Origin of the sequence: Salicibibacter kimchii, from assembly GCF_003336365.1 — a bacterium.
Lineage (GTDB): Bacteria > Bacillota > Bacilli > Bacillales > Marinococcaceae > Salicibibacter > Salicibibacter kimchii.
Window position 1 is genome coordinate 2,304,887 of sequence record NZ_CP031092.1, and the last position, 19,540, is coordinate 2,324,426.

At 50.4% G+C, this 19,540-nt stretch carries 12 protein-coding genes, 9 tRNA genes and 4 rRNA genes; all 25 read left to right on the top strand.

What is annotated here, in order from left to right; translation table 11 throughout:
• Nucleotides 1–42 precede the first annotated feature (42 nt).
• The gene (gene cysK, locus DT065_RS11670; RefSeq protein WP_114373559.1) at nucleotides 43–972 is read left to right on the top strand and encodes a cysteine synthase A; all 930 of its coding nucleotides are present in this window, start codon (nucleotides 43–45) and stop codon (nucleotides 970–972) included.
• A gap of 164 nt (nucleotides 973–1,136) precedes the next feature.
• Entirely contained in the window at nucleotides 1,137–1,727 is a 591-nt protein-coding gene (locus tag DT065_RS11675; protein ID WP_114373561.1) for an anthranilate synthase component II, read from the top strand.
• A gap of 61 nt (nucleotides 1,728–1,788) precedes the next feature.
• The gene (gene folP / locus DT065_RS11680) at nucleotides 1,789–2,637 is read left to right on the top strand and encodes a dihydropteroate synthase (protein ID WP_114373563.1); all 849 of its coding nucleotides are present in this window, start codon (nucleotides 1,789–1,791) and stop codon (nucleotides 2,635–2,637) included.
• The gene (gene folB, locus DT065_RS11685; RefSeq protein WP_114373564.1) at nucleotides 2,630–2,989 is read left to right on the top strand and encodes a dihydroneopterin aldolase; all 360 of its coding nucleotides are present in this window, start codon (nucleotides 2,630–2,632) and stop codon (nucleotides 2,987–2,989) included. The genes folP and folB overlap by 8 nt, the downstream gene beginning before the upstream one ends.
• Nucleotides 2,990–3,523: a 2-amino-4-hydroxy-6-hydroxymethyldihydropteridine diphosphokinase gene (folK, locus tag DT065_RS11690; RefSeq protein WP_114373566.1), complete on the top strand. Its 534-nt coding sequence runs from the start codon at nucleotides 2,990–2,992 to the stop codon at nucleotides 3,521–3,523. It begins immediately after the preceding gene.
• Nucleotides 3,475–3,702 carry a helix-turn-helix domain-containing protein gene (locus DT065_RS11695; RefSeq protein WP_114373567.1) on the top strand — a complete coding sequence of 76 codons (228 nt, stop codon included), beginning with the start codon at nucleotides 3,475–3,477 and terminating at the stop codon, nucleotides 3,700–3,702. The genes folK and DT065_RS11695 overlap by 49 nt, the downstream gene beginning before the upstream one ends.
• 5 nt (nucleotides 3,703–3,707) lie before the next feature.
• Nucleotides 3,708–4,697 (top strand): tRNA dihydrouridine synthase DusB, encoded by a 990-nt coding sequence (gene dusB / locus DT065_RS11700; protein WP_114376272.1) that lies wholly within the window; start codon nucleotides 3,708–3,710, stop codon nucleotides 4,695–4,697.
• A 424-nt stretch (nucleotides 4,698–5,121) separates the two neighbouring features.
• On the top strand, nucleotides 5,122–6,618 hold the full coding sequence (gene lysS / locus DT065_RS11705; RefSeq protein ID WP_114373569.1) for a lysine--tRNA ligase: 1,497 nt from the start codon (nucleotides 5,122–5,124) through the stop codon (nucleotides 6,616–6,618).
• Nucleotides 6,619–7,076: 458 nt separating this feature from the next.
• Nucleotides 7,077–8,634 (top strand): 16S ribosomal RNA (locus DT065_RS11710).
• A 189-nt stretch (nucleotides 8,635–8,823) separates the two neighbouring features.
• Nucleotides 8,824–11,753, top strand: a 23S ribosomal RNA gene (locus tag DT065_RS11715).
• Between the two features lie 65 nt (nucleotides 11,754–11,818).
• A 5S ribosomal RNA gene (rrf, locus tag DT065_RS11720) occupies nucleotides 11,819–11,935 on the top strand.
• Between the two features lie 8 nt (nucleotides 11,936–11,943).
• Nucleotides 11,944–12,019 (top strand) — tRNA-Val (locus DT065_RS11725).
• A 4-nt stretch (nucleotides 12,020–12,023) separates the two neighbouring features.
• Nucleotides 12,024–12,099, top strand: a tRNA-Thr gene (locus DT065_RS11730).
• Nucleotides 12,100–12,115: 16 nt separating this feature from the next.
• A tRNA-Lys gene (locus DT065_RS11735) sits at nucleotides 12,116–12,191 on the top strand.
• A 5-nt stretch (nucleotides 12,192–12,196) separates the two neighbouring features.
• A tRNA-Gly gene (locus DT065_RS11740) sits at nucleotides 12,197–12,271 on the top strand.
• A gap of 3 nt (nucleotides 12,272–12,274) precedes the next feature.
• Nucleotides 12,275–12,351 (top strand) — tRNA-Arg (locus DT065_RS11745).
• A gap of 107 nt (nucleotides 12,352–12,458) precedes the next feature.
• Nucleotides 12,459–12,535: transfer RNA gene (locus DT065_RS11750), tRNA-Pro, on the top strand.
• 15 nt (nucleotides 12,536–12,550) lie between these two features.
• Nucleotides 12,551–12,626, top strand: a tRNA-Ala gene (locus tag DT065_RS11755).
• 97 nt (nucleotides 12,627–12,723) lie between these two features.
• Nucleotides 12,724–14,281: ribosomal RNA gene (locus tag DT065_RS11760) — 16S ribosomal RNA — on the top strand.
• The 16S, 23S and 5S rRNA genes sit together here with 9 tRNA genes alongside, the layout of an rRNA operon.
• A gap of 104 nt (nucleotides 14,282–14,385) precedes the next feature.
• Nucleotides 14,386–14,462 (top strand) — tRNA-Ile (locus DT065_RS11765).
• A gap of 18 nt (nucleotides 14,463–14,480) precedes the next feature.
• Nucleotides 14,481–14,556: transfer RNA gene (locus DT065_RS11770), tRNA-Ala, on the top strand.
• A gap of 358 nt (nucleotides 14,557–14,914) precedes the next feature.
• Nucleotides 14,915–15,385, top strand: a complete 471-nt coding sequence (locus DT065_RS11775) for a CtsR family transcriptional regulator (RefSeq protein ID WP_114373571.1) — start codon at nucleotides 14,915–14,917, stop codon at nucleotides 15,383–15,385.
• Between the two features lie 20 nt (nucleotides 15,386–15,405).
• Nucleotides 15,406–15,948 carry a protein-arginine kinase activator protein McsA gene (gene mcsA, locus DT065_RS11780; RefSeq protein ID WP_114373573.1) on the top strand — a complete coding sequence of 181 codons (543 nt, stop codon included), beginning with the start codon at nucleotides 15,406–15,408 and terminating at the stop codon, nucleotides 15,946–15,948.
• Nucleotides 15,948–17,036 (top strand): protein-arginine kinase McsB, encoded by a 1,089-nt coding sequence (gene mcsB / locus DT065_RS11785; protein WP_114373575.1) that lies wholly within the window; start codon nucleotides 15,948–15,950, stop codon nucleotides 17,034–17,036. The genes mcsA and mcsB overlap by 1 nt, the downstream gene beginning before the upstream one ends.
• Nucleotides 17,033–19,486 (top strand): ATP-dependent Clp protease ATP-binding subunit, encoded by a 2,454-nt coding sequence (locus DT065_RS11790; protein ID WP_114373577.1) that lies wholly within the window; start codon nucleotides 17,033–17,035, stop codon nucleotides 19,484–19,486. Before mcsB ends, DT065_RS11790 begins: the two co-directional genes overlap by 4 nt.
• Nucleotides 19,487–19,540 lie beyond the last annotated feature (54 nt).

Consider the following 19,540-nt stretch of genomic DNA (forward strand, 5'->3'; position numbering starts at 1 on the left):
TAATACCAATAAACATACTAGGAATTAAGGGGAGGAAAAACGATGAGCAAAGTGGTCCATTCCATCACTGAATTAATTGGGGACACCCCTCTCGTGAAGGTAAATCGACTAACGGGAGAGGACGATGCCGATGTCTATGTAAAGCTTGAATTTTACAACCCGGGAAGTTCTGTGAAAGACCGTATCGCCTTGGCCATGATTGAAAGGGCTGAAGAGGAAGGGGAGCTAAACCCCGGGGACACGATTATAGAAGCGACCAGTGGAAATACAGGTATAGGGCTCGCGATGGTTGCTGCTGCCAAAGGGTACCGCTCCCTTCTTGTCATGCCGGACACAATGAGTCAGGAACGCCGTAACTTGTTAAAAGCATACGGTGCCGAGCTCGTGCTCACACCCGGAGCCGAGGGAATGGGCGGAGCCATCCGTAAAACCAATGAATTGGCAGAAGAAAAGGGTTATTTTGTACCGGAGCAGTTTGAGAATCAGGCCAACGTGGATATTCATCGGGAAACGACGGGCCGGGAATTGCTTGAACAAGTGGACGGGCAAATCGATGCATTCGTAGCCGGGATAGGTACAGGCGGTACGATCACCGGTGCCGGTCGACTATTAAAAGAACACTATCCGAACCTTAAGAACATTGCTGTCGAACCGGCGGACGCACCAGTGTTGTCCGGTGGCGAGAAAGGACCTCATAAAATCCAAGGCATTGGTGCCGGGTTTGTGCCGGGAATTTTGGATACGGAAATCTATGATGAAATTGCGACAGCAACAACCGAGCAGTCTTTTGAATACGCTCGACGTGCAGCTCGTGAAGAAGGTATTCTCGGTGGCATTTCTTCCGGCGCTGCGCTTTATGTAGCTTTGGAAGAAGCTAAAAAGCAAGGAAAAGGGAAGAAAGTCGTCGCCGTGATCCCATCTAACGGTGAACGCTATTTAAGTACACCCCTTTATCAGTTTGATGATGAGTAATGAGATGTTTGCTTATCTTCCTACCGGAGAAACAAGTGCTGAGCCTTGTTTCTCCGGTTTTTTTGCTTTTAAAATTAAGAAACCGGTCATTGAACGCCCCTTCTGTCAATGATAAACTATAAAGGAGTTATGAGAGGAGTATAGACGAGCGGAGGGAAGAAGAGATGATAGTTGTGATTGATAATTATGATTCATTTACGTATAATCTCGTTCAATATTTGGGTGAACTAGGTGAAGAATGTTTGGTGAAGCGTAACGATGAAACGTCGGTGAAGGAGATCGCGGAGATGCAACCGCACCGGTTAGTGATATCGCCGGGGCCCTGTGATCCTGACCAAGCCGGAATCACACTGGAAGCGGTTCGGTATTTTAGCGGCCGGATTCCCGTTCTCGGCGTTTGCTTGGGGTATCAGGCTATTGGTCAAGTTTTCGGCGGCAAAGTCGTACGGGCGTCCCGGTTGATGCACGGAAAGACCTCCCGTTTGATGCATGATAATCAAACATTGTATAAAGGGATTCCTCAGGAAACGGAAGTCATGAGGTATCATTCTTTAACGGTGGAATCGGATTCTCTGCCTCATTGCCTGGAAAGAACGGCTTGGACGGAAGAAGGAGAACTGATGGGTTTTCGTCACTGTAGCCATCCGACGGAGGGCGTCCAATTTCACCCGGAATCGATCATGTCCGAACATGGAAAAGAGATGCTCGCCCAATGGTTGACTTCGTATACAACTCTTGATCTTTTGGGCGTTTAATTGAAAGACCGGCATGTCTAAAAGGCATGACATTCGGATTTGCAAAGAAGGGATTAAGATAATGGGTAGCAAACGTTTAATTCATGGAGATACTTGGACACTCGATTTTTCCAAAAAAACAATGGTGATGGGTGTGTTAAATGTAACCCCCGATTCATTTTCCGATGGGGGTTTTTATCGTAATGTTGATCAGGCGGTGACAAGAGCTAGGGAAATGACGGCAGAGGGTGCTGATATGATTGATATCGGCGGTGAATCCACACGTCCCGGCTTTGAACCGGTGTCTGTGGAAGATGAACTTTCCCGGGTGTTGCCGGTGATTCGTGCTGTTTCTAACGCCGTTGATGTCCCGATTTCGATTGATACGTATAAAGCTGAAACGGCTAGACAGGCGGTAGGCGCAGGCGCTGATATGATTAATGACATTTGGGGCGTTAAATACGATAAGCAAATGGCAGTAGTTGCAGCGGAAGCCCAAGTGCCCATCATTCTGACGCATAATCGGGAAAAGCCGGCCTATGATGATCTTATTCCGGAGATTATTGCTGATTTGAAGGAAAGCATCGATATCTGTACATCCGCCGGGGTGAAACATTCCAACATCATTGTTGATCCCGGAGTTGGTTTCGGGAAATCACACGAGGATAATTTGGAAACGATGCGTCGTTTGAATGAAATTGTGGCGCTTGGCTATCCGGTTTTATTGGGGACATCCCGAAAATCAATCATAGCCAAAACGCTCAACCTCCCGGCTCATGAACGTGTAGAAGGCACCGGAGCGACGGTAAGCCTTGGCATTGAACGCGGTTGCGATATCGTGCGCGTGCATGACGTGAAAGAAATGGCACGAACGGTACAGATGATGGACGCCATGCTCGGAAAAGGAAAGGTTGGGGTCCCGTTTGGATAAGGTGTTTGTGACAGGCATGACATTCTACGCGTACCACGGTGTTTTTCCGGAAGAAAATAAGCTCGGACAGCGTTTTACAGTAGATGTTGTATTGGAAGCTGATTTAAAGGAAGCAACCGACCGTGATGATATCAGGAAAAGCGTTGATTATGGAGAGGTATATGAAGTAACAAAACGAGTCGTGGAAGGGCAAACGTATAACTTGGTAGAATCGATTGCCGAAGAAGTAGCCGCACAAATGCTGAAGGTTTTTTCCATTGTGGCACGGACAACGGTGAAAGTAATAAAACCTGACCCTCCCATCCCCGGCCATTATGATCATGTTGCGATTGAAATTGTGAGGGATCGGTAAATGAATACCGCTTATGTTGCCCTCGGCTCCAATATGGGGGACCGGGCCGGGTATCTGCAGAAAGCTCTAAGAGAAATGAGTCATGAGCAGGCGATCCGAATAGGCTTGGTGTCATCGATCTATGAAACCGAACCGGTAGGTGTTGAATCACAGCCTTATTTTCTTAATATGGCTATCGCGGTAAAAACCGATGAGCCCGCTGATGGTTTATTGGAAAAACTGCAATCGATCGAGTTACGGTTGGACCGCGTTCGGAACAAGGAACGAAACGGTCCGAGAACGATGGATCTTGACATTCTTTTATTTAACGATGAGAATATGGAGAAGAATGGGTTGTGCATCCCTCATCCGCGTATGCACGAGCGTGCTTTTGTGCTCGTTCCCATGGCAGAAATAGCTCCTCGAGAAGTAATTCCGACTGATAAACAAACGATCGAGCATCTTTTATATTCAATGCCGGAAAGACTTAGAAAGGAAGTCCGATTATGGAAACGACAAGGGCAGGGGGAAGAGTTCGGGCTTTTCGAAAATTGAAAGGCTATACCCAGCAAAGCTTTGCCAAGAAAATGCATATGTCCGTCTCTGTGGTCGGTGAAATCGAACGCGGAACAAGACCGGCGGAAGAAGATTTTATTAAACGTGCATCCGATCTTTTGGACGTTTCGATGGAAGAGTTGTTGGGTGAAAATCAATTTGAGGATCAAAGTCGGTGAGATACATGTTACAAATCGGAAATATTAAAATGGAAAACCAAGTGGTTGTTGCGCCTATGGCCGGTGTAAGCAACCCCGCGTTTCGTTTAATTGCCAAGGAGTTTGGTTCCGGCCTTGTTTGTGCCGAAATGATCAGCGACAAGGCTATTTTACATGAGAATGAAAAATCCATGAGAATGCTATATGTGGATGAACGGGAAAAACCCCTCAGCTTGCAAATTTTCGGGGGGAGCAAAGAATCGCTCGTTGCCGCTGCTCAAGTGGTTGATCAGCAAACGAACGCAAATATTATCGATATTAATATGGGCTGCCCGGTTCCGAAAGTGACGAAATGCGATGCCGGGGCACGCTGGTTGCTCGATCCTGATAAAATTTATGATATGGTCGACGTGGTCGTCCGCAATGTACAAAAACCGGTGACCGTGAAGATGAGGACCGGCTGGGACGACGATCATGTTTATGTGCTTGAAAACGCGCGGGCGGTGGAGTCGGCAGGAGGTCAAGCAGTTTCGGTGCATGGCCGGACGCGCTATCAAATGTATGAAGGTTTGGCGGATTGGGACCTTATTCGGGAAGTGAAAGAGACGGTGAACATTCCCGTAATCGGAAATGGGGATGTCAATACCCCTCAAGATGCCAAACGTTTGCTTGAGGAAACTGGTGTTGATGGCGTGATGATTGGACGTGCAGCATTAGGCAATCCGTGGATGTTATACCGTACGGTGAAATATTTGGAAGATGGCTCGTTACCCGATGAACCTAACGCCAAAGAAAAAATAGACGTCTGTATGCTTCATATGGATCGTTTGATTGATTTAAAAGGCGAAAAGATTGCGGTTCGTGAAATGAGAAAACATGCAGGATGGTATTTGAAAGGGATGCGCGGCAATGGAAAAGTGCGGGGCAAGATTAATGAACTCGACCATAGAGATGAAGTGGCAGATGTCTTGTACCGATTTGTCGAGGACTTGGAAGAAGTGGCCGCTGTGCAATAGACGGAAGTCAGATTTCAGAGGCCAGAGGTCGGAAAGCCCTTTTTCGAGATATAAAGAATAATCTTCCAACTCCCGGCTTCCGAAGTCTGATCTCCGGAATCGCGGGCGCTTACCAACGGGATAAAGGGAAACTTCCATCAGAGGGGCTTTTTCTCTGGTAGGGAAGCCGACAACACCGCTACGTCCTGTGGCAATGCCGGCACTAACACCTCCTGTGCGTCGCAATCGGGGTGTTAGATGCCCGCTTTTCCGGGGCCCGGGATTGCGGGCGCTTATTACCGGGACAAGCAGTGGGCTAACAGCGGGAAGAAGTGTGCTGCCAGTGCTTAGGCTGGCAGCTTTTTATAGGATCGAGGAGTGGCGCCGGTTGTCTTGACCCGTTTCAGCAACCGGCAGTTTCGTTCTGGAAAGGAGAGATGATGATATGACAAAGGACAATCAGCAAAATGATCAAATGCTAGTGCGTCTTGAAAAATTGCAACAGTTGCAAGCACAAGGGTATAATCCGTTTGGTTTACGTTTCGATCGCACCCATACAGCTGAAGCGATGCACGAGTCCTATGGCGAATACAGCAAAGATGAATTGGAAGAAAAAGAAGGGGAAGAGGCGATAGCTGTTGCCGGTCGCTTGATGACCAAGCGCGGAAAAGGGAAAGCCGGTTTTGCCCACATTCAGGATCTCAGCGGTCAAATACAATTGTACGTCCGCAAGGATGCCGTCGGCGAAGACCAGTACGAGCGATTTCAGTCCTGTGATATCGGTGATATTGTCGCTGTTGAGGGAGCCGCTTTCAAAACGAAGGTTGGAGAATTATCCGTTAAGGCTAATGATTTTCATCTGCTTACAAAATCATTGCGTCCGCTCCCGGACAAACACCACGGATTAAAGGATATCGAACATCGTTACCGACAACGTTACCTTGACCTTATCGTAAACCCGGACGTTCAGGAAACGTTCATCAAACGAGGGCGAATTTTACAATCGATGCGCCGCTATTTGGACGCTCAAGGTTTTCTTGAAGTTGAAACGCCGATGATGCACCAAATCCCCGGCGGAGCCTCTGCTCGTCCATTTGTCACACATCATAACGCATTGGACATTGATCTTTATATGCGAATCGCGATTGAACTTCATTTGAAACGTTTAATTGTCGGCGGCCTTGAAAAAGTGTATGAGATCGGGCGTGTATTTCGAAATGAAGGTGTCTCGACAAGACACAATCCTGAATTCACGATGATTGAATTATACGAGGCTTATGCTGATTTCCGGGATATCATGTCCTTAACGGAAAATTTGATCGCTCATATCACGAAAGATATCCATGGGGAAATGCAGGTGCAATATGGCGATGAAACGATTGATCTTTCTCCCTCATGGCGCCGCGTCCACATGGCAGATTTGATAAAAGAAGAAACAGGTGTGAATTTCTGGGCAGAAATGAGCGATGGGGAAGCCCATCAACTTGCGAAAGAGCATCGCGTCCAAGTGGACAATCATATGACATTTGGTCATATCGTAAATGAGTTCTTTGAGCAACTCGTGGAAGAGAAGCTCGTGCAGCCTACATTCGTTTATGGCCACCCGGTAGCCATCTCTCCGTTGGCACGTCAGAATGCAGAAGACCCCCGTTTTACGGACCGGTTTGAATTGTTTATCGTTGGACGGGAACATGCCAATGCCTTTACGGAATTAAACGACCCTGTAGATCAACGAAAAAGGTTTGAAGAACAGGTCAAAGCGCGAGAACGCGGAGATGACGAAGCGCAAATGATGGACGAGGACTTTTTGGAAGCATTGGAATACGGGATGCCCCCTACGGGTGGATTAGGGATCGGTATTGATCGCCTCGTCATGTTGCTGACAAATTCCTCGTCGATCCGCGATGTACTTTTGTTCCCGCAAATGAAAGCCAAGGATTAAAAAAGACACTGCATTGGTTTTAGCGCTAATGCAGTGTGCATATTCAGTTCGTCGTGGCTTCCATTTCGCTTCGAAATAACACGGTGGTAAAAGAACCCAGCAAACACATTTTGTAGCGGGCACTCTCTACTAATGGCGGCAACCCCCATCAAGTCAGTATTTTAGAAGCAGTGGATCGCTTGCGCATCCGAGCGCTAAAAATTGTAGAAATTTACCCTTGTCATAAACGTCGTGAGGTGGTATATTTTTATTTGTCGTTGCCTTGGGCAACAAAGCCCAACAACATTTATAAAAAAAATTGTTGACATCATTTTTTGATGGTGGTAACATTATAAGAGTCGCCGTAAGGAAAAGCGACATCATCATTTGCCCTTTGAAAACTGAATGAAAGCCAAGCGAACGAATATATTAAAGCAAGAGTCAGCGCGACGCGCACCCCCGTGTGCGAAGCGGAACTTTTTATGGAGAGTTTGATCCTGGCTCAGGACGAACGCTGGCGGCGTGCCTAATACATGCAAGTCGAGCGGGCCTCCGGAGGTGCTTGCACCTCCGGAAGGCCAGCGGCGGACGGGTGAGTAACACGTGGGCAACCTGCCTTGAAGTGCGGGATAACACCGGGAAACCGGTGCTAATACCGCATACGTCCTCTTTCGCGCCTGCGAGAGGGGAGAAAGACGGTCGATGGCCGTCGCTCGAAGAGGGGCCCGCGGCGCATTAGCTTGTTGGTGGGATCAAAGCCTACCAAGGCGACGATGCGTTGCCGACCTGAGAGGGTGATCGGCCACACTGGGACTGAGACACGGCCCAGACTCCTGCGGGAGGCAGCAGTAGGGAATCATCCGCAATGGGCGCAAGCCTGACGGTGCAACGCCGCGTGAGTGAGGAAGGTTTTCGGATCGTAAAGCTCTGTTGTGAGGGAAGAACAGCTCTTGGAGGAAATGCCGGGAGTTTGCCGGTACCTCACCAGAAAGCCCCGGCTAACTACGTGCCAGCAGCCGCGGTAATACGTAGGGGGCAAGCGTTGTCCGGAATTATTGGGCGTAAAGGGCACGCAGGCGGTACGGCAAGTCTGATGTGAAAGGCCGGCGCTCAACGCCGGAATGGCATTGGAAACTGTCGCACTTGAGTACAGAAGAGGAGAGTGGAATTCCACGTGTAGCGGTGAAATGCGTAGAGATGTGGAGGAACACCAGTGGCGAAGGCGACTCTCTGGTCTGTGACTGACGCTGAGGTGCGAAAGCGTGGGGAGCGAACAAGATTAGATACCTTGGTAGTCCACGCCGTAAACGATGAGTGCTAGGTGTTAGGGGTTTCGATACCCGTAGTGCCGAAGCAAACGCAATAAGCACTCCGCCTGGGGAGTACGACCGCAAGGTTGAAACTCAAAGGAATTGACGGGGGCCCGCACAAGCGGTGGAGCATGTGGTTTAATTCGAAGCAACGCGAAGGACCTTACCAGGCCTTGACATCCTCTGATCGCCTTGGAGACAAGGTTTCCCCTTTGGGGCAGAGTGACAGGTGGTGCATGGTTGTCGTCAGCTCGTGTCGTGAGATGTTGGGTTAAGTCCCGTAACGAGCGCAACCCTTGAATGTCGTTGCCAGCATTAAGTTGGGCACTCGACATTGACTGCCGGTGACAAACCGGAGGAAGGCGGGGATGACGTCAAATCATCATGCCCCTTATGGCCTGGGCGACACACGTGCTACAATGGACGGTACAACGGGCAGCGAAGCCGCGAGGTGGAGCGAATCCCCGCAAAAGCCGTTCTCAGTTCGGATTGCAGGCTGCAACCCGCCTGCATGAAGCTGGAATCGCTAGTAATCGCGGATCAGCATGCCGCGGTGAATACGTTCCCGGGCCTTGTACACACCGCCCGTCACACCACGAGAGCCGGCAACACCCGAAGTCGGTGAGCGAACCCTGATGGGACGCAGCCGCCGAAGGTGGGGCTGGTGATTGGGGTGAAGTCGTAACAAGGTATCCCTACCGGAAGGTGGGGATGGATCACCTCCTTTCTAAGGAGCTTATCGGCCCTTCCAAGCGAAGGGCCGGAGGCAAGCGCTTCGGCTTTCATTCAGTTTTGAGCGGGCAACTGCTCAAACAAGACGTTCTTTGAAAACTGAATAACGCGAGTAAGTTTGAAACGACACACACCGGGTGTCAACAAGAAACGAGCGTTTCTTAGAAAGACCCATTCCTAATGTGGTTAAACAAGGAAGGGCGCACGGTGGATGCCTTGGCACTAGGCGCCGATGAAGGACGGGACGAACACCGATATGCTTCGGGGAGCTGTAAGTATGCGTGGATCCGGAGATGTCCGAATGGGGGAACCCCTTCTCCGTCATGGGAGAAGATCATCTGCCCAACAGATTAAGCAGATGAAGGCAAACCCGGCGAACTGAAACATCTTAGTAGCCGGAGGAAGAGAAAGCAAACGCGATTTCCTGAGTAGCGGCGAGCGAAACGGAAGGTAGCCCAAACCAAGCGGCTTGCCGCTTGGGGTTGTAGGACACGCCATATGGAGTGATAAAGGGACGGTGTAGCGGAAGCGACTTGGAACGGTCCGTCGCAGAAGGTAAGAGCCCTGTACGCGAAACACTGTCCTCTCCGGCGTGGATCCTGAGTACGGCGGGACACGAGAAATCCCGTCGGAATCCGGGAGGACCATCTCCCAAGGCTAAATACGCCCTAGTGACCGATAGTGAACCAGTACCGTGAGGGAAAGGTGAAAAGCACCCCGGGAGGGGAGTGAAAGAGAACCTGAAACCGTGTGCCTACAGGTGGTCAGAGCCCGTTCATGGGTGATGGCGTGCCTTTTGTAGAATGAACCGGCGAGTGACGATGACGTGCAAGGTTAAGTTGAAGAGACGGAGCCGCAGCGAAAGCGAGTCTGAAGTGGGCGAGTGAGTACGTCGACGTCGACCCGAAACCGTGTGATCTACCCATGTCCAGGGTGAAGGTCGGGTAACACCGACTGGAGGCCCGAACCCACGTAAGTTGAAAATTACGGGGATGAGGGGTGGGTAGGGGTGAAATGCCAATCGAACACGGAGATAGCTGGTTCTCCCCGAAATAGCTTTAGGGCTAGCCTCGGAGGAAAGAGTCCTGGAGGTAGAGCACGGATTGGATGAGGGGTCCCTACAGGATTACCGAGTTCAGTCAAACTCCGAATGCCAGCGACTTGTTCTCCGGGAGTCAGACGGCGAGTGCTAAGATCCGTCGTCAAGAGGGAAACAACCCGGACCACCGGCTAAGGTCCCCAAGTATGGGTTAAGTGGGAAAGGATGTGGCGTTGCTTAGACAACCAGGATGTTGGCTTAGAAGCAGCCATCATTGAAAGAGTGCGTAATAGCTCACTGGTCGAGTGACGCTGCGCCGAAAATGTACCGGGGCTAAACCCATCACCGAAGCCGTGGACCCGACACGTAGTGTCGGGTGGTAGGGGAGCGTTCTGTAGGCAGAGAAGGTCGACCGAGAGGACGGCTGGAGCGTACAGAAGTGAGAATGCCGGTATGAGTAGCGAAAAGAAGGGTGAGAATCCCTTCCGTCGAAAACCTAAGGTTTCCTGAGGAAGGCTCGTCCGCTCAGGGTTAGTCGGGGCCTAAGCTGAGGCCGAAAGGCGTAGGCGATGGATAACTGGTGGAAATTCCAGTACCACCGATGGCTGTTGGACCGAAGGGGGGGACGCAGAAAGGTAGGGAGAGCGCGCTTATGGAAAAGCGCGTCGAAGCGTCCGAGGCTGTTGGGCAGGCAAATCCGCCCAACGAGAAGGCTGAGGCGTGACCGCGAGGGAAAATGAGTACCGAAGTCCCTGATCCTCCGCTGCCGAGAAAAGCCTCTAGGAAGGTCATCGGTGCCCGTACCGCAAACCGACACAGGTAGGTGGGATGAGAATTCTAAGACGCGCGGGAGAACTCTCGTTAAGGAACTCGGCAAAATGACCCCGTAACTTCGGGAGAAGGGGTGCTCTTGCGGGTGCAAGCCTGCGGGAGCCGCAGTGACAAGGCCCAAGCGACTGTTTACCAAAAACACAGGTCTCTGCGAAGTCGAAAGACGAAGTATAGGGGCTGACACCTGCCCGGTGCTGGAAGGTTAAGAGGAGGGCTTAGCCCCAAAAGGGCGAAGGTCCGAATTGAAGCCCCAGTAAACGGCGGCCGTAACTATAACGGTCCTAAGGTAGCGAAATTCCTTGTCGGGTAAGTTCCGACCCGCACGAAAGGTGCAACGACTTGGGCACTGTCTCAACGAGAGACCCGGTGAAATTATATGACCTGTGAAGATGCAGGTCCCCCGCGACTGGACGGAAAGACCCCATGGAGCTTTACTGTAGCTTGATATTGGGTTTTGATATTGCTTGTACAGGATAGGCAGGAGCCAAGGAATCCGGAGCGCTAGCTTCGGAGGAGGCGCTGGTGGGATACTGCCCTTGCGATATGAAAATCCTAACCTCGAGCCGTGACCCGGTTCAGGGACAGTGTCTGGTGGGCAGTTTGACTGGGGCGGTCGCCTCCTAAAAGGTAACGGAGGCGCCCCAAGGTTCCCTCAGAATGGTTGGAAATCATTCGTAGCGTGCAAAGGCAGAAGGGAGCTTGACTGCGAGACATACAGGTCGAGCAGGGACGAAAGTCGGGCTTAGTGATCCGGCGGCACCGCATGGAAGGGCCGTCGCTCAACGGATAAAAGCTACCCTGGGGATAACAGGCTAATCTCCCCCAAGAGTCCACATCGACGGGGAGGTTTGGCACCTCGATGTCGGCTCATCGCATCCTGGGGCTGAAGTCGGTCCCAAGGGTTGGGCTGTTCGCCCATTAAAGCGGTACGCGAGCTGGGTTCAGAACGTCGTGAGACAGTTCGGTCCCTATCCGTCGCGGGCGCAGGAAATTTGAGAGGAGCTGTCCTTAGTACGAGAGGACCGGGATGGACACACCGCTGGTGTACCAGTTGTTCCGCCAGGAGCATGGCTGGGTAGCTACGTGTGGATCGGATAAGTGCTGAAAGCATCTAAGCACGAAGCCGACCTCAAGATGAGATTTCCCGCGAGACCCCTTAAAGACGATAAGGTAGATAGGTCTGGTGTGGAAGCGTGGCGACACGTGGAGCTGACAGATACTAATCGGTCAAACGGTTTATCCACACATGGGTCCCCCGGTAGTGGTCAAACGAAAGCGTTATTCAGTTTTGGGAGAATGTCTCCCCCAGTCAGGTGGCGATAGCGAAGAGGCCCCACCCGTTCCCATGCCGAACACGGAAGTTAAGCTCTTCAGCGCCGATGGTAATCGGGCGGCAACGCCCCGTGAGCGTAGGACGTCGCCTGGCGATTTTGTGGAGGGTTAGCTCAGTTGGGAGAGCATCTGCCTTACAAGCAGGGGGTCGGCGGTTCGAGCCCGTCACCCTCCACCATCTTGCCGGTCTAGCTCAATTGGCAGAGCAACTGACTTGTAATCAGTAGGTTGGGGGTTCAATTCCTCTGGCCGGCACCATTTTACATAGCATAATGAGCCATTAGCTCAGTTGGCAGAGCATCTGACTTTTAATCAGAGGGTCGGAGGTTCGAATCCTCCATGGCTCACCATTTTAGCGGGAGTAGTTCAGCGGTAGAACACCACCTTGCCAAGGTGGGGGTCGCGAGTTCGAATCTCGTCTTCCGCTCCATAGGCGCCCGTAGCTCAATTGGATAGAGCGTCTGACTACGGATCAGAAGGTTAGGGGTTCGACTCCTCTCGGGCGCGCCATTTTTCTAGAGGTTGGAAGTGAAAGGTTAGAAATTGGTGTGAAAGTATTCGCTCCGAAGGAAAAGCAAGCAATCTAACTTCAAACCTCTAATATCTAAGTTCTAGTACGGGAAGTAGCTCAGCTTGGCAGAGCACTTGGTTTGGGACCAAGGGGTCGCAGGTTCAAATCCTGTCTTCCCGACCATTTATATTAGAAAGTGGGGCCTTAGCTCAGCCGGGAGAGCGCCTGCTTTGCACGCAGGAGGTCAGCGGTTCGATCCCGCTAGGCTCCACCATTGATTTGCCCTTTGAAAACTGAATGAAAGCCAAGCGAACGAATATATTAAAGCAAGAGTCAGCGCGACGCGCACCCCCGTGTGCGAAGCGGAACTTTTTATGGAGAGTTTGATCCTGGCTCAGGACGAACGCTGGCGGCGTGCCTAATACATGCAAGTCGAGCGGGCCTCCGGAGGTGCTTGCACCTCCGGAAGGCCAGCGGCGGACGGGTGAGTAACACGTGGGCAACCTGCCTTGAAGTGCGGGATAACACCGGGAAACCGGTGCTAATACCGCATACGTCCTCTTTCGCGCCTGCGAGAGGGGAGAAAGACGGTCGATGGCCGTCGCTCGAAGAGGGGCCCGCGGCGCATTAGCTTGTTGGTGGGATCAAAGCCTACCAAGGCGACGATGCGTTGCCGACCTGAGAGGGTGATCGGCCACACTGGGACTGAGACACGGCCCAGACTCCTGCGGGAGGCAGCAGTAGGGAATCATCCGCAATGGGCGCAAGCCTGACGGTGCAACGCCGCGTGAGTGAGGAAGGTTTTCGGATCGTAAAGCTCTGTTGTGAGGGAAGAACAGCTCTTGGAGGAAATGCCGGGAGTTTGCCGGTACCTCACCAGAAAGCCCCGGCTAACTACGTGCCAGCAGCCGCGGTAATACGTAGGGGGCAAGCGTTGTCCGGAATTATTGGGCGTAAAGGGCACGCAGGCGGTACGGCAAGTCTGATGTGAAAGGCCGGCGCTCAACGCCGGAATGGCATTGGAAACTGTCGCACTTGAGTACAGAAGAGGAGAGTGGAATTCCACGTGTAGCGGTGAAATGCGTAGAGATGTGGAGGAACACCAGTGGCGAAGGCGACTCTCTGGTCTGTGACTGACGCTGAGGTGCGAAAGCGTGGGGAGCGAACAAGATTAGATACCTTGGTAGTCCACGCCGTAAACGATGAGTGCTAGGTGTTAGGGGTTTCGATACCCGTAGTGCCGAAGCAAACGCAATAAGCACTCCGCCTGGGGAGTACGACCGCAAGGTTGAAACTCAAAGGAATTGACGGGGGCCCGCACAAGCGGTGGAGCATGTGGTTTAATTCGAAGCAACGCGAAGGACCTTACCAGGCCTTGACATCCTCTGATCGCCTTGGAGACAAGGTTTCCCCTTTGGGGCAGAGTGACAGGTGGTGCATGGTTGTCGTCAGCTCGTGTCGTGAGATGTTGGGTTAAGTCCCGTAACGAGCGCAACCCTTGAATGTCGTTGCCAGCATTAAGTTGGGCACTCGACATTGACTGCCGGTGACAAACCGGAGGAAGGCGGGGATGACGTCAAATCATCATGCCCCTTATGGCCTGGGCGACACACGTGCTACAATGGACGGTACAACGGGCAGCGAAGCCGCGAGGTGGAGCGAATCCCCGCAAAAGCCGTTCTCAGTTCGGATTGCAGGCTGCAACCCGCCTGCATGAAGCTGGAATCGCTAGTAATCGCGGATCAGCATGCCGCGGTGAATACGTTCCCGGGCCTTGTACACACCGCCCGTCACACCACGAGAGCCGGCAACACCCGAAGTCGGTGAGCGAACCCTGATGGGACGCAGCCGCCGAAGGTGGGGCTGGTGATTGGGGTGAAGTCGTAACAAGGTATCCCTACCGGAAGGTGGGGATGGATCACCTCCTTTCTAAGGAGCTTATCGGCCCTTCCAAGCGAAGGGCCGGAGGCAAGCGCTTCGGCTTTCATTCAGTTTTGAGCGGGCAACTGCTGCTCCTACATATTTTAACAGATGGGCCTGTAGCTCAGTTGGTGAGAGCGCACGCCTGATAAGCGTGAGGTCGGTGGTTCGAGTCCACTCAGGCCCACCATCTAACGATAGTTAAAATGGGGCCTTAGCTCAGCCGGGAGAGCGCCTGCTTTGCACGCAGGAGGTCAGCGGTTCGATCCCGCTAGGCTCCACCATTTATAAGAGATGATACAGACGGCATTGCGGTCTGTTTTTTTATGGAATTCAATGGCTAAGTGGTGCATGGAAACTTGGTCTTTTTTATGTTCACTCCCCTATACTCCCTCCATTCCCTTCCTTTAGCGATCATCCCTAGGATAGACTGTCGCCTATTTCTGCTCGTTTGCAGCCGCTGAAGAGGTTGAAGCAAATGTTAGCCTTATGGCATGAATGTTTTTATTTCAGGCTATCCTGTTACTGTGGATGCCTTCTTTACAGAAACTTCAAGGAAAGTGAGGCACGTGCTGACTTGAAAATGCATTAATTTTGTATTATATTAAAGTCAAAGATAGTCAAGGTCAGGGGGTGGGTAAGATGGGGAATAACATTTCTGATGTCATTGAAAATTATATAAAATCGATTTTGACCGATGAAAAACAGAATTTAATTGAAATAAAAAGAAGTGAACTTGCCAAGCACTTTGAATGTGTACCGTCGCAAATTAACTATGTGATTCGTACCAGATTTACCGTTGAAAAAGGCTATTTAGTTGAAAGTAAACGTGGAGGCGGCGGTTATATTCGAATTACGAAAGTACGGCATGCGGATCATCAGGAATTATGTGATCAATTAATTGACCACATCGGGAGGACCATTGATCAAAGGACGGGAAAAAGTGTTGTTCTTCGCTTATTGGAAGAGGGGGCCATCAGCAAGCGAGAAGGGAATATGATGCTCGCGGCGATCGAACGAGAGGTTATCGCTCTTCCGGTTCCTGCTCACCGAGATACGATCAGGGCTAATGTTTTGAAAGCAATGCTTACGAGTTTAAAGTATAAGACTTAATTTAGAGGGGAAGTGGGTTCGTGCAGTGTCAGGAATGTAATCAACGACAGGCAACCCTGCATTTCACGAAGATTGTTAATGCGAAAAAAACAGAGATGCATTTATGCGAAATGTGTGCTAAAGAAAAAGGTGATGAATTCGCGGGTTCAAATAGTTATTCCATTCATGACCTCCTGTCGGGTTTGTTGAATGTAGACCCAAGCACGGGGAGCGGCGAAGGTTATTCCCAGCAGGTGGGGCAGGCATACACCTTGCAATGTCCTAAGTGCAGCATGCATTATAAAGATTTTATAAACAACAGCCGTTTTGGTTGTTCTTACTGTTATGAAGCGTTTAGTGCCAAGCTTGACCCGATTCTTAAACGTGTGCATGGAGGAAATCATACACACACCGGAAAAATTCCGAAGCGTCAGGGCGGCCGACTAAAGTTGAAAAGAGAAATATCCTCATTAAAAACGAAAATGCAAACGCACATCGATCGTGAAGAATTTGAACACGCGGCCGAGGTTCGCGATAAAATTCGGGAACTGCAGGAAGCCAAAGAGAAGGAGGAGGGGCTATAATGTCTTTGGAGCAATTCATCTCTAACGCAATCAGTCCGTGGATGAAAGATCCCGGCCCTGACGATGACATTGTGATGAGTACCCGCATTCGGTTAGCTCGTAACCTTGAAGATTACCCCTTCCCTTCTTCCACATCCCAGGAGGCGGCGAGGGCACTCTACAAACATGTTTATGAACAGTTGTCCCGAACAAGCAATGAAAAGGTCGGGAAATTGATATGGTTACCGATGGATGGGCTTTCAAAAATTGAAAAGACGGTTCTTGTCGAAAAGCATTTAACGAGCCCACAGCTTGCTGAAGAATCTGAGCAAGGTGCTGTTGTATTGAATAACGATGAAACGATCAGTATGATGGTAAATGAGGAAGACCATTTAAGAATCCAATGTTTATCTCCCGGCTTTCAATTATCCGAAGGCTATGAAGCTGCAGATGAGCTTGATGATTGGATTGAATCCCATGTAACCTATGCATTTGATGAAAAAAAAGGATATTTAACGAGTTGCCCCACAAATGTGGGCACAGGTATGCGAGCTTCGGTTATGATGCATTTGCCCGCGCTTGTCACAACGCAGCAATTAAATCGAATTTTGCCTGCCGTTAGTCAGTTGGGATTTGTTGTTAGAGGAATTTACGGAGAAGGCAGCGAAGCTAGAGGGAACCTGTTCCAAATTTCTAATCAGATGACGTTGGGCAAATCAGAAGAGGATATTATCGAGGAATTGCGCGGCGTGGTGCTCCAACTGATCGAAAGGGAGCGAAACACCCGGCGGGAATTGCTGAAGCACAATCAATTACAGCTTTCTGACCAGGTTCATCGGTCCTATGGTATTTTGGCAAACAGTCGCATCATAGAATCGAAGGAAGCCGCTAATCACCTGTCCACGCTTCGGCTAGGGATTGATTTGGATTTAATCCGAGGCATAGAGGGTAATATTCTTAATGAGTTGATGGTTTTAATTCAGCCTGCGTTTTTACAACAGTTTGCAGAACAGGGATTAACGGCGGATGGCCGAGATGAGCGTCGGGCAACGTTAATTCGCGAAAGATTGAAGCTTGAAACTATACAAGACGGAGGTGGCGAAACATGATGTTTGGCCGTTTTACAGAGAGAGCACAAAAGGTACTCGCGCTTGCCCAAGAAGAGGCTGTACGGCTTGGCCATACAAATATTGGAACCGAGCATATTCTGTTGGGTTTGTTACGGGAAGGGGAAGGCATTGCCGCTAAAGCATTGCAAGCACTAAACCTCGGTCCCGAGCATGTCCAGCAAGAAGTGGAGAATCTTATAGGCCAAGAAGCAAACGGGCAAATGAAAAAACAAACCCCCCATTATACGCCCCGGGCCAAAAAAGTGATTGAACTGTCCATGGATGAAGCGAGAAAGTTAGGCCACTCTTATGTGGGCACCGAGCATATTCTACTTGGCCTCATTCGGGAAGGCGAAGGCGTGGCAGCACGTGTGTTAAACAATTTGGGTGTAAGCTTGAACAAAGCCCGCCAACAAGTGTTGCAATTGCTGGGGAGTAATGAATCTGCCACAAATAACGGACAACAGGGAGGAAGTGCGGGCGGCACTGTAAACACACCTACCCTTGATAGTCTGGCGCGTGACCTTACGGCCGTCGCCAAAGAAGAGAATCTCGATCCGGTGATTGGCAGGGAAAAAGAAATTCAACGTGTCATTCAAATCCTTTCAAGACGGACGAAAAATAACCCAGTGCTCATCGGAGAGCCCGGCGTCGGTAAAACATCTGTCGCCGAAGGATTGGCACAATCGATCATTGCCAATGAAGTTCCGGAAACATTACGCAGCAAACGGGTAATGACCCTGGATATGGGAACCGTGGTTGCCGGTACGAAGTACCGCGGGGAATTTGAGGATCGATTGAAAAAGGTTATGGAAGAAATCCGTCAAGCCGGAAACGTTGTATTGTTTATCGATGAGCTGCATACGTTAATCGGCGCAGGCGGTGCTGAAGGTGCCATCGATGCGTCCAACATTTTGAAACCGTCATTGGCGCGTGGCGATTTGCAATGCATTGGGGCCACAACACTTGATGAATACCGTCGTTATATAGAAAAAGATGCAGCGCTTGAACGCCGTTTCCAGCCTATTCATGTGGATGAACCTACATTGGAAGAATCCACGCAAATCTTGAGTGGCCTGCGTGATCGATATGAAGCACACCATCGGGTAACGATCACAGATGAAGCGATCGAAGAAGCGGTAAGAATGTCTGATCGCTATATCTCTGACCGATTCCTCCCGGATAAAGCGATTGACTTGATCGACGAGGCGGCTTCCAAGGTGAGGCTTCGTTCTTATACAGCTCCGACTGATCTGAAAGAAAGAGAACAACAGCTGGAAGAAACACGCAAGGAAAAAGATGCCGCTGTTCAAAGCCAAGAATTTGAAAAAGCCGCTTCCCTTCGTGATAGTGAACAACGCCTTCGTGAAGAACTGGACGAACTCAAAGATCAATGGAAAGAAAAACAAGGCCAGGAAAATACAGAAGTCGCCATGAATGATATTGCCGAGGTTGTTGCCAGTTGGACGGGAATTCCTGTTACGAAGCTGGCTGAAGAGGAAACAGAACGTCTCTTGCGAATGGAAGATATTCTGCATGACCGAGTGGTCGGGCAAGATGAGGCCGTTGATGCGGTATCAAAAGCGGTACGCCGTGCCCGTGCAGGCCTGAAAGATCCGAACCGCCCTATTGGCTCCTTTATTTTCCTGGGACCGACCGGCGTTGGAAAAACCGAATTGGCCCGTGCCGTGGCGGAAACGCTCTTCGGGGATGAAGAAGCGGTGCTCAGGATCGACATGTCCGAGTATATGGAAAAATATACAACGAGCAGGCTAGTAGGTTCACCGCCCGGTTATGTCGGTTATGATGAGGGTGGCCAACTCACGGAAAAAGTTCGCCAGCGTCCTTATTCCGTCATTTTGTTGGATGAAATTGAAAAAGCGCATCCGGACGTCTTTAATATCTTGCTTCAAGTATTGGAAGACGGACACCTAACGGATTCTAAAGGTCGAAAAGTGGACTTTCGAAACACGGCCATTATTATGACCTCCAACGTGGGGGCTGCGTCGCTGAATAATAAATTCGTTGGATTTACGACCAATACGACAGATCAAAAACACACGGATATGAAAACGAAAGTCATCGACGAACTAAAGAAAACGTTCCGCCCCGAATTCCTAAACCGAATTGATGAAACGATTGTGTTCCACAGCCTTGAAAAGAAACACATTAGACAAATCGTTGGCTTAATGGCCAATGAACTCAAAAAGCGGCTACAGGAACAAGAAGTGGACTTTGAACTTACCGATGAGGCGTTGGAAAAAATCGCCGATGAAGGATTTGATCCCGACTACGGGGCACGTCCACTCCGCCGTGCGTTACAGAAGCAAGTCGAAGACCGCTTATCCGAAGAGTTGTTAAAAGGAAACATCGAAAAAGGGCAAGCAGCGGTTATTGATTATCGTAACGGGGAGTTTGCAGTGGAGTTGAAGTCGAAAGTAACATCGTAAGTATGAAGCCGGGTTCCCCGGCTTTTCTTTTCTCGGTAGGTAAGAAAGTATAAA